Below are 13,085 nucleotides of genomic sequence, written 5' to 3'. Positions count from 1 at the left end.
ACCCTTTGCTCCTCAACTGGAAAAACAATATCTCCCGAAGGAAAGACTAAAAGATAAGCTTCAGGAATTAATTGAATATTAGCATTAATTAAACAGTTTTTCAATCATATTAAGAAACCTTAACGGGCTTACTGTTAAATTAGTAATAATCTTTTGTGGACCTTAGGCTCCTACTGTAATTTAGACTTTAACTAATCAAAAAATCTAATATTATGGTACGTTTAATCGTTATTTTTTTAATCATTGCTTTGGTCGCTGCAATCTTTGGATTTGGTGGCATAGCAGAAGGTTTCGCTGATATTGCAAAGATCATTTTCTATATATTTCTAGTGCTACTGGTCATATCATTAATTAGTCGATTATTCAGAAGATAATTTAATCTATTATAGTCTTAAATCCAATGTGGTTTTTTGGTTTTTTCCAGGGCTTGCATTGGGTTTTTATATTTAATTAAATCCAAAACCATGAAAAAACTTTTAATATTATTATCTATAACATTACTGGTCGCGGCCTGTGGCCCCAGTAAAACTGCCAGAGAGGCCCGAAAAACTTTTAATGGAGACTGGACACTTAGCAGTGTAACCTATCCGAACAACGCCGGGGAGTTTAATGTAACCTTATTGAATGATGTCTCTGCCGATTGCTTTGAAGGAAGTACCTGGAATTTTATATCAAATAATAACCATGGAACCTACCGGGTACAGGGAATTAATTGCGACGGAGGTGAACGTCATTTTATGTGGTCTATAGATGAGGAAAATACCCCGGAAGGCCTGTATGATTTCCTGCTGAAACCAACCGATGAAAATTACAAATCTACTACCGGAAATCAAGGCTTCAGATTAAACCTTAGATCCTTAAGTGAAACACAAATGGTTTGGGAACAAACAGTTAGTCTGGATGGATCTCCATTTGTTATTCGAATGAACTTTTCTAAAAACTAATTTAAATTTTACTGATATGAAGATGCAATTGAATAAAATGTTCGCTTTACTTTTTGCCGCGACTATGTTGTTTGGCTGTGAAGCAACCAAGAATGCTAATAATAAACAAAAAGGTGCTGTAATCGGATCTGCCGGTGGTGCTGTTATTGGAGGTGTTATTGGTAACAATACCGGAGATGGAAACACCGCTCTTGGAGCTATTATTGGTGGAGTAGTAGGTGGAGCCGCTGGTGCCTATATTGGAGATCGTATGGATAAGCAGGCTCAAAGAATTGAAGAAGAGATCCCTGGAGCAGAAGTGGAAAGAGTAGGAGAAGGTATTAATGTTACTTTTGATGAATCCAGTGGGGTTTATTTTGATACCGACAAATACAATATCAACTCCAGATCTCGCGAAACACTTGATAAGCTTGCCGATATCTTTAGAGAATATCCCAATTCCAATATTCTTGTGGAGGGACATACCGATAATACAGGTAGCGAGAGTTATAATCTTACCCTTTCCAAGAACAGAGCACAAGCTGTTACAAATTATTTATTGGGAGAAGGTCTCGCCAGTGGAAGGTTTGAGACGAAATGGTATGGAGAACTCCAGCCAAAATATGATAACAGTACTGTGGAAGGCAGAGCCAAAAACCGTAGGGTAGAGCTGGCCATTGTAGCCAATGAAGAACTAAAAGAAGAAGCCAAAAGACAGGCAGAAGAACAGGAATAAATTAAACTATACTTATTAATATAAAATCCCGGCCAGAAGCCGGGATTTTTATTTTTAATCCATTGATTTTTGGTAACTTAGAAGAACTAATCAATCTACATTCGTATGGAAGCTGAATTTAAAGACTCTCATTACTGGGCATTAATTCTTGGAGGAAGCACCGGATTGGGCCTGGCTTCGGCCCGCAAACTTGCCAAACACGGAATGAACATAATTATTATCCACCGGGATATTGAAGGTGAAATTCCGGAAATTGAGGAAACCTTCGACGAAATAAGAGCCCATGGCGTAGAGCTAAAAAGCTTTAATGTAGATGCCACCGATGCCGATAAAAGGAGTCATCTTATTTCTGAAATTGTAAAAATTCTAAACGAAAAAGGGAAAATCAGAAGTTTGATTCACAGTATTTCCAAAGCCAGATTAAGGCCAATGACCGGAAAAGACCAAACTTTGAGTAATCAGGATTTTCAGCTAACCATAGATGCTATGGCTATTAGTCTTTATGATTGGACCAAAGACTGTTTTGAAAATAAACTTTTTGCCAAAGATGCGCGTATAATTTCCTTTACCAGTGAAGGCCATAAAAAAGCCTGGGCAAATTACGCAGCAGTTTCGGCGGCAAAAGCTGCCCTCGAAGCAATAACGCGCAATATCGCCCTCGAATTTGCGCCCCATGGGATAAGAGCAAACTGCATTCAGGCAGGAGTAACGGTAACCAGATCGCTTCAAATGATTCCCGGTAATGAAACCCTACGGGTTCACGCCCTAAAACATAATCCTTTTAAAAGACTCACTGTACCTGCCGATGTAGGCAATGTGGTTTACCTGATGAGCAAAGATGAGGCTGGCTGGATTAATGGAAGTATTATCCCGGTAAATGGCGGGGAGCATCTAAAATAATTTGTAGTTAATTAAGTCCTAAAACGCGTTAAACAGTCTAAAGGAGATTGTGAGGGCTCAAGTGAATTTGTATCTTAATACCACTAATATAAAATCCAAAGAATTTATGAAGACAGTTGATAAAATGGAGGTGCTTCACAGCCAGTCTGCCGAATTTATCGAAAAGGCCGAACCTGGGAAATTCCATAAGTTAATACCGGATACCTTTATTATTAAAGGAGATAAAAACAACGGAAGCCACAATCAGGGGTATGCTATAAGGCATATAAATCGCCAGGATATAATTCTGATCGATGTCGTTGAAAAATCTACAAAAGACGCAGTAAAAAAACTGGTTTCTGATGGCTATCGCATTAAAGGGATTCTCATCACCTGTGATGAAATAATGAAAAGCGCTTATGCCAATCTAAAAACAATTTCGGAAGACGCGGGTGGCGCTGCAATTTTTGCTCATCCCAGAAAAAATTTCAGAGATGACTTTAGAACAAAGGATATAACCGCCAAGGAAAATGTCCTGAAGGATTTTGGTCTAAAGGTATTTGATCTTCCCGGCAATGGGGGAGCATCTGTGATTCTTTATTCTGAAATAAACGACGGAATGTTATTTACCGGGGATGATGCCGAGGGTTCCCCTTACGATTCTGATCTTAATACTTTCAAGCGTCCTGAGATGAAGAAAAAGAATGACGATTTTGGACTTGCTGAAAGCTGGAGTGCATTCAGAGAAGAATTCAGTTATTTATTTCCGAGGAAAGGAAAACCAGGTTTTAACCTGGAAGAAGGCCAGCAAACCGATATTTTAAACGCATTAAGCCGAAGTCATTAAATTTAGTTTCCCGGGGCTGCTATAAAAATAAAACGATACCTTTCCCAATTTCTAACAGGATTCAGTCTGGTATTGGTTTTATTTTTCAGGCAGTCCCTTTTTCTTTATTCCTCACTTGTTTCCTCATCCTGATTATCTTCAACCAAAGGGTGATCGGTAACTCCCAGGCCAACGATTAAAATAATATTTGCTATTGTTCCATAAAGCATAGTCACAACAGCGATCAAACCACCTCCAAGCAAAGCTGCGACACCTAGGGTTATATAATAAATTGTGGTATACCAACTACCAGGTACTTCCTGGCTTTCTGTAATTGGAATATTCAGGAATAAAAAAGCTATCACTGCTGAAATAATCAGGATGGTATCATATTTAGCAATACTCAATACCTGCCGGTAATGTGCCTTATTTAAACTGGAATTGGCAGCCCGACTTAGGCTTAATAGGGTTAACATTAAAGCCAGAATGGTTGACGATCCCAAAATCACGGTATTACAAAGCATATTTATACCTGAAACCGAAGATTCCAATAAAGCCTTTGCCTCATAACCCGAAAGCCTGCCCAGCACAAATGTACCGGAAGCCATAACGAGAGTAGCCACAGCTCCTCCAAAAAGCGCCCGTTTAATAATTACACTCATAATCCAAAAATTAGTTAGCAATCGGAAAATAAAGGAATAAGACTAAATCATGCTATAAGATATTGTTAAATGCTAGGTAATTCAAATGAAAAAATGATATTTTAAAAAATAAAATTAACCAACTATGTCACAATTGAATGTAACCCAGAAACTTATTAAAGAGCATCTCCTCAAAGGGGAAATGAAACCAGGAACCGAAATCGGTTTGAAAATAGATCAGGCCCTGCTTCAGGATGCAACCGGAACCCTCGTGCAGTTAGAACTCGAAGCTATGGGACTTAAAAAAGCGCAAACCGAAGTAGCGGTACAATATGTAGATCATAACCTTTTACAAACCGATTTTAAAAATGCTGATGACCACGTTTTCCTCCAGTCAGCAGCGCAAAAATTCGGGCTTTGGTATAGCCGTCCCGGAAACGGCGTAAGTCATCCGGTACATATGGAGCGCTTTGGAAAACCCGGAAAGACCATGGTAGGTTCAGATAGCCATACCCCGGCTGCAGGTGCTCTGGGTATGCTTGCCATTGGTACAGGAGGCCTGGATGTAGCTGCTGCAATTGCAGGACAACCGTATTTTGTAAAAATGCCACAGGTTTGGGGGGTAAAGTTAACCGGTAAACTGCCAGATTGGGTTAGTGCAAAAGATATCATTCTTGAAATGCTGCGTCGTCACGATGTAAAAGGTGGAGTAGGAAAGATCGTGGAATATTATGGAGAAGGACTTAAAAACTTAAGTGCAATGGACCGCCACGTGATTGCCAATATGGGAGCCGAATTAGGTGCTACCACCACGGTATTCCCGAGCGATGAAGAAACCCGGAGGTTTTTAAAATCACAGAACAGAGAGGAAGACTGGAAAGAATTAATAGCCGATGAGGGATGTGAATATGACCTTCATGAAGAAATTATCCTGGATGAACTTGTTCCGCTAATAGCAAAACCTACAAGTCCGGGAAATGTGGTTCCGGTACGCGAAGTAGAAGGGAAGGAGATAAGCCAGGTGGTTATAGGCTCTTCGGCCAACCCGGGCTTAAGAGATTTCTGGATAGCAGGTGCTATTGTGGATGGGAAAACTGTTAGTGGCGATGTATCCTTCGATATCAACCCAACATCAAGACAGATAATTCAGAATATGATAGATAACCGGGCGTTTGCCAACCTCATTAAAGCGGGAGCAAGGTTTCACCAGTCTGGTTGTATGGGATGTATAGGGATGGGACAGGCCCCGGCATCTAAAACTATAAGTTTGAGAACTATGCCTAGAAATTTCCCTGACAGATCTGGAACAAAAGATGATCAGGTGTACCTATGTAGTCCTGAAACTGCTGCAGCTTCAGCCTTAACTGGAAAAATCACCGATCCAAGGGATTTGGAAAAGCTTTATAACATGAGCTATCCACAATTTAAATATCCCGATCTGGAGATCATTAATACTGAAATGCTCGTGGCACCGCCAGAAGACAGTTCTGATATTGAGCTTGAAAAGGGGCCCAATATTAAATCGCTTCCATATATTGAACCCATGCAGGATCATTATAGTGTGCCTGTTCTGTTAAAGATGGGTGATAATATTTCTACCGATGAGATTTTAAAAGCAGGAGCCGAGGTTTTACCCTTTAGGAGTAATCTTCCTGAGATCAGTAAATTTTCTTATACCGTCATTGATGAAACTTTTTATGACCGTGCCATGAAATCCAAAGACGAACACGGGGGGCACATTGTTGTTGCAAAAGATAATTATGCACAGGGTTCCAGTAGAGAACACGCCGCCATCGCACCAAAATATTTGGGACAAATAGCGGTGATAGCTAATTCTTACGCAAGAATCGCCTGGCAAAACCTGGTTAATTTTGGAATTCTACCTTTGGAGTTTTTAGATATTAATGATTACGATAAAATAGAGCAGGGGGATATCATAACCTTTCGAGATCTGCGTAATGATGTTATAAACAGAAATAATATCAGGGTAATTGTTCGTAAACCCAATGGGGATAAAGTAAGATTTGAAACAAAACATAGTATGAGTGATCGCCAGATAAACATCTTGCTGAAAGGCGGAATCATTAATGAATTTAAAGAAAGAATTGAAGAACAGGAACTGGGAGAAGACGAAGCTTTAGACCATACTTATAAGGACAAAATGGAATAAAATCTAATTAAAAAAGGGTCTGAATTTTCAGACCCTTTTTATTAGATTTAAACGACCACTCTTAATGAGTGCTCATTTTTGCTTTTCTTTTCTGAAGCTGACGATCGATATCTTTAATAGACTCTACCACAGCGGCTTCAAATGAAGTTTCGTTGGATTCTGCAAAGATTTTAGGGCCAGGCATACTGATATTTATATTGCAGATATATCCCTTAGGGTCTTCAACTTCATGTTTTTTAAAATGCACTTCAGCACTTATAATAAAATCATATTTTTCTTCTAACTTATCAAGCTTTTTCTGGCTGAATTCCTCCAAACCTTCGCTTTTATCCATCTTTACATATTGAAATCTTGCGTCCATAGTTCTATTTTTTATTTAGGTTCAAGAAAAATAAATTTCACTAACAATACAAGCATCACAAACACATTTGGCAAAGTTTTATGATTGGTAATTATCGCAAACTAATTATTTAGTTTGAAAACACATTATTCATCAATATCATTACTGGTTTGAATCACCACCTGGCGAATTTGCGGAATTTTATTTTTAATTTCCAAACGCAGACTTTCCATTGTTTGTTCTGCCTGAAGAAGTTTGAGATCATCTGCCAGGTCTATCTCGATAACTGCAAAAATGTTTTCGGGACCAAAATGCATAGTTTGGGGAACAGCCCAATCTTTTATATTAATATTTCTTTTGAGGATTTTTTCCAGAGAAACCATAACATCGGCGCTGGCACTTTCACCAAGGAGAAGACCTTTGCTTTCGCGGGCAAGAAAAGTGGCTACTAATAGGAGAATAAGTCCAATGAGAATGGAGGAGGCTCCGTCAAGATAAGGATTCTGAAGCTGTTGAGATAAAAATATACCAAACAAGGCTACAAGAAGTCCTGCCAGGGCGGCAGTGTCTTCAATGATTACCGCAAAAGTAGCAGAATCCTTACTTTTTACAATGCTATTGATAAGATTGGTTTTCTTAGTTCGTGATTTATTAAAAGTTTTAAGGGCAAGATACAGCGCCGTGCCTTCAAAAATAATTGCTGCGCCAAGGACCACATAATTCCAGGTAGGGTCTTCTATAACGTGAGGGTCCTGTAGCGCGTGGATACCTTCGTAAATGGCAAATCCACCACCAAGAGCAAAAATAAGGATGCTCACTACAAAACTCCAGAAATATACTTCCTTACCATAACCAAATGGATGCATTTCGTCTGGTTCCTGTTTAGAACGTTTTATACCCAGGAGAAGAAGAAGACCATTCCCGGTATCTACCAGGGAGTGAATTCCTTCGGCCATCATTGCAGAACTACCTGTGAAAAACGATGCTGTAAATTTGCTGATTGCTATAAGTGTATTGGCGCCAATGGCACCATAGATTGCGATTTTCGATCCGCCTGCCATAAAGATCAGATTTAATTTATTTGTGTATTAATTTCAGTGAAAAAAGGAAATTACAATAATTAAATAGCGCTTATAGGCATTAGGCTCAAATTTTAGAAAACTTTAGACTTATAGGAGAAGATCAAAAATTAAGAAGGAATACAAAAGTAGTGACTCTAATTATTCTATTTTACATAATATAAATTATAGGTCAATATGTCGATTATTCAATTTAAAAAAGAGGTATACAATTATTATCACCTGTCTTATGGAAATCTTTTTTCTTACCGATCACTGGCAAAGACATCAACTGCTTCTTCAAAGGCAATAAATAAAACACAGGGCGAATCCCCACATTTTGCCTTGTGAGCTTTTTGAGCCGGCCCGTAAGCATAAGTTCCTTCTTTTAAAATTCGTGATTCTTCAGCTTCATAAGTTACTTCCAATTCTCCGGAGACCAATACCATACGTTCGGCCGAAGTATGTGTATGCATAGGTATTTCAGCATTTGCCGGCACTTTAAAAAAGATATCAGCATTCTTTTTACCGGGATCTCCGTGTAAAACAGCCATTCCGCAGCCAGCAGGCATAAATTCAGGACAAGGCCTCCATTGTAGACTCTTATCGGTTTTAGTGATTACAACCGATTTTTCAAATGGTTCCTGAGCAAAAAGCGATGCCGTGGCAAGAAAAATTAAAGAGAAGAGTAAATTTTTAGTTTTAGGTACTCGCATTAATTTTTTCATGTTTACAGGTTTTTAGGAATTAAAATTATCAAAGTAACTTTTCTTAAGACACTACAAGTTAGCTCCATCCTAATTATTACTTTATACGTATTTCCCTGTATTTTAAGTTATTACTGTACACCTGGAATAAAATGATATTCCGGGTGATTTTCCTGCACCATGATTTAACCTAGGATTTTTATTGAATTTTCGTGATATATCTAATGTGAATCGAGAAATAATTTCTCCACTTTGGTTCTTGCCCAAGGCGTTTTTCGTAGAAATTTTAGACTGGATCTTATTGAAGGATCTTGTGTAAAGCATTTTATATTTATCCTTTTTCCCAGTTCTTCCCAGCCGTATTGGTTTACCAGAAATTCCATGATTTCAGCAAGCTTAAGCCCGTGAAGCGGATTATTTGGCTGGTGATTTTCCATAATTCAATTAAGAAAAATTTGAGATAAGTCTTTTAAACTTTACGTATTCTTACTTTTTTCTTTTTAAGTTTTGAGTTATTAAGAGAGGCAATAAGGGCTTCAGCCTTTTGCTCAGGTACAGCAACAAAAGCGCAATCCTGCTTTAGTTCAATAAGGCCAAGTTCATCTTTTTCAAGCAATCCCTGCTTCAGGAACAAACCAGCTATATCACCTTTTGAAATCTTATCTTTTCTCCCTCCGGAAATGAATAAGGTAGTTTGTTCTGAGAATGTTTTTATTGTACTTCCCACCAAAGTGCCGGTATCCCATTTATACTGGTTCGGTTGAATAAAATCCGGTAAATTTTCATTTTCCCCATGCATAACATACGCAATACCTTTGGAATTCATCCGGGCGGTTCTTCCATTTCGATGTGTAAACTCCTGATTTTTAATAGGTAATTGATAATGGATTATAAAATCGATCTCAGGCACATCAATTCCTCGTGCAGCCAGATCAGTGGCAATTATTATTCTATGACTTCCATTCCTAAATTTTATCAGGGCCCGTTCCCTATCTTTTTGTTCCATTCCCCCAAAGAAACAGGCATGAGAAATTTTATTTTTATTGAAAAAATCACTGACTTCTGCGATGCTATCTTTAAAATTACAGAAAACTATTCCGGTGGATTCAGGATTTTGATTAATAAGCTTTTTCAGTCCTGGGAGTTTGTTACGCCCTGGTACCGATACCGTTTTAATCTCCAGTTGTGGCCTCCCTCCTTCCAAAAAATTCAGTATCATAGGTTTCTTAACTCCGGTGAATTCCGGGATTTCAATCTCCTGAGTTGCAGAGGTTAGAATTCGATTTTTGAGACTGATCAAACTCCCAATAATCTCCCTCATCTCAGTCATAAACCCTACTTCCAGGGATTTATCAAATTCATCAAGAATTAGAGTTTTGATCTCTTCTAAGGAAAATGTATTTCTCCTTATATGATCGGCTACACGTCCCGGGGTTCCAATAAGAATTGCCGGAGGATGATTCAATTCTCCTTTATCTTTAGCAAATGCACGGCCTCCATAAACAGCATTGGTTTTAAAACCAGAGCCTATTTCCCGGGTTACCTGCTCAATTTGGATGGCTAGCTCCCTTGAGGGCACCAAAATAATGGCTTGCACCTGATCCAGGTCAGGATCCAACAGTTCTAATAAAGGTAAAAGAAACCCAAGGGTTTTACCGGTTCCGGTTGGAGAAAGAAGAACAGTATCTCTTTGTTCCAAAATTACCTTATGCGCTGTTTTTTGCATAGGGTTAAGTTCAGATATACCGAGCTTAGTCAGGATCTCCTGATGATTTTTTTTAGTTTTCTGCATGAGATGTAAAATGATAATTACCGGAAAGTGTGAATTCCGGCTTCTGAGAGTAATAGGCTATTTAATAACCTAAAATAAAGAAGCTTCGGTAAAAAGCTGTTTAATACCGAAGCCTTAGAATTGAAATTATATCTTTTTGACTTTTACGGCATTCATTCCTTTCATGCCTCTTTCAAGTTCAAAAGACACCTTGTCATTTTCATCGATATCTTCAAGAGTACCGCTTATATGTACAAAATACTTTTCCTGGGTTTGAGTATCCAGGATGAAACCAAAGCCTTTAGAATGATCGAAAAAGGAAACTTTTCCTTCCCTTTGTGGATCTTCTTCTGGCATATCCTCTTTTTTAGGAACACCTATTTCAATGCTCTCGGCATCTACTTCTACTTTTTGATCAGGATCTGGCGGTGTGTCGGTAAGATTTCCATACTGATCTACATACGCGAATTCAGGACTATCAGAATTAGAAGCTTTGCGCTCTTCCTTCTTCTTTCTTTTCTCTTCCCGCTTTTTTAAACGTTTTTTCTCTTTTTCTATTTTATTAAATGTTTGTTGCGATTTTGCCATTCGTTTTTAACTACCTATTGATTATTTAATTGTTTTGAAATTTATTTTCTTCCGTAAAGCCTTTTCCCAGGTAAGGTTTAACCCGAAAGCTGCTTTGCGATGTAATAAGGATATTATAATGTTTTATAATCGAAAATACAACTATTGCATTATATTTCTTAGTGTGCAAAATTAGTGCCTGGCTTCAGCTTATCCTAATTAAAATGTATTTTAAACTCATAAAATCAACTTTTTATGGGTTTAAAAGGAAAAATTTTCTTTAAAGAAAAAAAGAAAAGCAATTTATTTTTTCACAGGCACCATATAAACAGGAATTTTTGTCTTTTCCAGTACCTGTGCCGCCACTGTTCCCACAAAGAGTTTCTCCAGAAAAGAATGACTATGGGTTCCCATTACAATTAGATCTGCCGGCCATTTTTCGGCATAATCCAGGATTGCCCGAGCTGTATCTCCTTCAGCAAGATGTTTCCCTACTTTTTCATCATTTAAATGCGCTGCGGCTTTATCCAGATAATCTTCCGCTACCTCTCTCATTTCTGAAGCAACGTTTAGATCTATTGCTGTTTCATTATAGCCTTCATAACCCAAAAAAGGTTGATATTGCATGCCGTAATACGCCACATCGGCCAGTACGTGAATAAGACATACTTCTGCCCCCATTTTTTTAGCTAAATCATATCCGGCATTTACAACTTCTTCAGAAATGGGATGGTAGTCTATGGCAATAAGTACTTTTTTCATAGCTATAGTTGATTGTGGTTAGCGATATAAATTTAAGAAGAATATTTTAAATCAAATTCTGTTAAAACCCATTTAAAACCAATGGTTGTTAAATACCGAAGTCGTAAATTTAAAGGTATTAACCTTTTTAAAATGAACTAATTATGAAAACCACAAGAGAATCTGCCAAAGAAGAAAGCCAAAAGGAGCGAATCCATAGTTTGCAAGAACTTTTAGAGAAAAACTATGATGCTGAAAAAGGCTATAAAAAAGTTTTGGAAGAAGCAGACAGTGAGAATTTAAAAGAATTTCTAATGAAACAAGCGGTAAGGCGAAATAGGTTTGCGACCGAAATTCATAAGGCATTAAGAGCTCTCAATGCAGAACCAAAAGAAAAAGGTAGCGCAACGGCAGATTTACATCGTACCTGGATAGACCTTAAAACCCTATTCACCAAAGATGATGATGAAGCGGTTCTGGAAGAATGTCTTCGAGGGGAAAAAGCAAGCCTGAAGGAATATGAAAAAAAATTAGAGAAAACGGCCTTTTCTCCAGAAACCAAAGCAATGCTGGAAAAGCAATTACAGGAGATAAGGACAACAGTTTCGGAAATTCAACGCCTAGAGGACCTGGCTGATTAAGCCGCCTTACTTACTTTTTGTAATACCATATTTTTCCTTGTAATAATTAATGATTGGTGGGAAAGGTCCATATTTATGCTGTTCAGGAGAAAAATCATCCACCCAGGGGCCATAGGGTGTTGAAACCGGTTTAAATTTCTTATCAGGAAAATCCTCTTCGGTATTCGCTTTTTGAGGTCTATCGAAACTGTTTATATAGGCTGCAATATGATATGCCTCTTCGTCTGTTAATTTCGGGTTATCCCAGGTTGCCTGTTCGAAGGGCATATTGCTTTTTATAAATTCCGCTGCAGTAATCACCCGGTGCATACCTGCCCCGTGATTAAAAGTATCGTCACCCCAAAGTGGCGGGTACAAATAGCCTTTTTCAGCTTCGGCCAGCCTCTGCCCCTGCCCGTCTTCCCCATGACAAACCGCACACTCTTTAGCATATAAATCTTTACCTATTTCTGGATCGGCGGGAAAATTCGGAAGTTCAATAGGAGGATAACCTTTAAATTCAGCTTTTCTTTCTTCGGGTATACCTTCACTTATATAATCCATATAAGCAACTATGGCACTCATTTCTTTAGAGTCTATGGGGAGTTTTCTTCCATTCATACTGCGTTCCATACAACCGTTTATTCTGTCTTGAATTGTAGATTCTTTTCCATCCCTATTGGAGTAATAAGGAAACCTTTCCAAAACACCTACCCAGGATCCGGAGCCAGCCTGGGTACCATTTTTTAAATGGCAATTTACACAAGCCAGATTATTGCCGGCATAGCGCATTTCGGGTTGATCTGCACCAGGCCCCATGAATTTGGCAGATTCAGCTACTAAACGATACCCATATTCAACTTCACTATCTAAAATATTATATTTAAGATCTTCATCTACAGTTTTGGGCTCCCAATCGGCAGCAGCGATCTTATCCTTAATAAAGAGTTCTGGAGATTCAACAAAGAGAATAAGTCCTCCAAACAAGAGTACGATAAATACAATAAATCCAAGAAAAATCTTAGATATAGTCTTAAATATGTTTAATTTATCCATAATTTAATTGCAAGCCTGTTAATTTAGTGAAGCGCCCGAATATAAAATTA

The 13,085-nt window shown here is 38.2% G+C and carries 16 protein-coding genes; 7 read left to right on the top strand and 9 right to left on the bottom strand.

Annotated features, from left to right (window positions below; genetic code table 11):
• Window positions 1-212: 212 nt before the first annotated feature.
• The 5 genes from VIM94_RS10345 to VIM94_RS10325 all read left to right on the top strand — a co-directional run bounded on the left by VIM94_RS10345 (window position 213) and on the right by VIM94_RS10325 (window position 3,385).
• Window positions 213-374, top strand: a complete 162-nt coding sequence (locus tag VIM94_RS10345; protein WP_081211162.1) for a DUF1328 domain-containing protein — start codon at window positions 213-215, stop codon at window positions 372-374.
• Between the two features lie 90 nt (window positions 375-464).
• Window positions 465-944 carry a lipocalin family protein gene (locus VIM94_RS10340; RefSeq protein WP_332039221.1) on the top strand — a complete coding sequence of 160 codons (480 nt, stop codon included), beginning with the start codon at window positions 465-467 and terminating at the stop codon, window positions 942-944.
• A 16-nt stretch (window positions 945-960) separates the two neighbouring features.
• Entirely contained in the window at window positions 961-1,659 is a 699-nt protein-coding gene (locus VIM94_RS10335; protein ID WP_081211166.1) for an OmpA family protein, read from the top strand.
• Between the two features lie 105 nt (window positions 1,660-1,764).
• Entirely contained in the window at window positions 1,765-2,559 is a 795-nt protein-coding gene (locus tag VIM94_RS10330) for an SDR family NAD(P)-dependent oxidoreductase (protein ID WP_332039220.1), read from the top strand.
• A gap of 106 nt (window positions 2,560-2,665) precedes the next feature.
• Window positions 2,666-3,385 carry a hypothetical protein gene (locus VIM94_RS10325; RefSeq protein ID WP_332039219.1) on the top strand — a complete coding sequence of 240 codons (720 nt, stop codon included), beginning with the start codon at window positions 2,666-2,668 and terminating at the stop codon, window positions 3,383-3,385.
• 104 nt (window positions 3,386-3,489) lie between these two features.
• On the opposite strand, the gene VIM94_RS10320 is transcribed toward VIM94_RS10325, so the two are convergent.
• Entirely contained in the window at window positions 3,490-4,026 is a 537-nt protein-coding gene (locus tag VIM94_RS10320) for a hypothetical protein (RefSeq protein ID WP_081211170.1), read from the bottom strand.
• A gap of 124 nt (window positions 4,027-4,150) precedes the next feature.
• On the opposite strand from VIM94_RS10320, the gene VIM94_RS10315 reads away from it, so the two are divergent.
• On the top strand, window positions 4,151-6,175 hold the full coding sequence (locus VIM94_RS10315; RefSeq protein WP_081211172.1) for an aconitate hydratase: 2,025 nt from the start codon (window positions 4,151-4,153) through the stop codon (window positions 6,173-6,175).
• A gap of 61 nt (window positions 6,176-6,236) precedes the next feature.
• Here VIM94_RS10315 and hpf read toward each other — a convergent pair whose 3' ends face one another.
• From hpf to VIM94_RS10280, 7 genes are all read right to left on the bottom strand, one after another.
• A complete protein-coding gene (gene hpf / locus VIM94_RS10310) occupies window positions 6,237-6,536 on the bottom strand; it encodes a ribosome hibernation-promoting factor, HPF/YfiA family (protein ID WP_081211174.1) in 300 nt (99 codons plus the stop codon).
• 125 nt (window positions 6,537-6,661) lie between these two features.
• Entirely contained in the window at window positions 6,662-7,576 is a 915-nt protein-coding gene (locus tag VIM94_RS10305; RefSeq protein WP_332039218.1) for a cation diffusion facilitator family transporter, read from the bottom strand.
• A 263-nt stretch (window positions 7,577-7,839) separates the two neighbouring features.
• Window positions 7,840-8,301 carry a cupin domain-containing protein gene (locus VIM94_RS10300; protein WP_332039217.1) on the bottom strand — a complete coding sequence of 154 codons (462 nt, stop codon included), beginning with the start codon at window positions 8,299-8,301 and terminating at the stop codon, window positions 7,840-7,842.
• Window positions 8,302-8,501: 200 nt separating this feature from the next.
• The gene (locus VIM94_RS10295) at window positions 8,502-8,717 is read right to left on the bottom strand and encodes a VF530 family protein (RefSeq protein ID WP_332039216.1); all 216 of its coding nucleotides are present in this window, start codon (window positions 8,715-8,717) and stop codon (window positions 8,502-8,504) included.
• A gap of 32 nt (window positions 8,718-8,749) precedes the next feature.
• The gene (locus VIM94_RS10290) at window positions 8,750-10,072 is read right to left on the bottom strand and encodes a DEAD/DEAH box helicase (protein ID WP_332039215.1); all 1,323 of its coding nucleotides are present in this window, start codon (window positions 10,070-10,072) and stop codon (window positions 8,750-8,752) included.
• Window positions 10,073-10,198: 126 nt separating this feature from the next.
• Window positions 10,199-10,639, bottom strand: a complete 441-nt coding sequence (locus VIM94_RS10285) for a cold shock domain-containing protein (protein WP_332039214.1) — start codon at window positions 10,637-10,639, stop codon at window positions 10,199-10,201.
• 282 nt (window positions 10,640-10,921) lie between these two features.
• Entirely contained in the window at window positions 10,922-11,380 is a 459-nt protein-coding gene (locus tag VIM94_RS10280) for a universal stress protein (RefSeq protein ID WP_332039213.1), read from the bottom strand.
• Window positions 11,381-11,523: 143 nt separating this feature from the next.
• On the opposite strand from VIM94_RS10280, the gene VIM94_RS10275 reads away from it, so the two are divergent.
• The gene (locus VIM94_RS10275; protein WP_332039212.1) at window positions 11,524-12,000 is read left to right on the top strand and encodes a PA2169 family four-helix-bundle protein; all 477 of its coding nucleotides are present in this window, start codon (window positions 11,524-11,526) and stop codon (window positions 11,998-12,000) included.
• Between the two features lie 6 nt (window positions 12,001-12,006).
• On the opposite strand, the gene VIM94_RS10270 is transcribed toward VIM94_RS10275, so the two are convergent.
• Window positions 12,007-13,035: a c-type cytochrome gene (locus tag VIM94_RS10270; RefSeq protein WP_332039211.1), complete on the bottom strand. Its 1,029-nt coding sequence runs from the start codon at window positions 13,033-13,035 to the stop codon at window positions 12,007-12,009.
• Between the last annotated feature and the right edge of the window lie 50 nt (window positions 13,036-13,085).

Source organism: Salegentibacter sp. (assembly GCF_036568425.1).
GTDB lineage: Bacteria > Bacteroidota > Bacteroidia > Flavobacteriales > Flavobacteriaceae > Salegentibacter.
The sequence above is the reverse complement of the archived record's forward strand: the minus strand, read 5'-3'. Positions and strand labels throughout refer to the sequence as shown.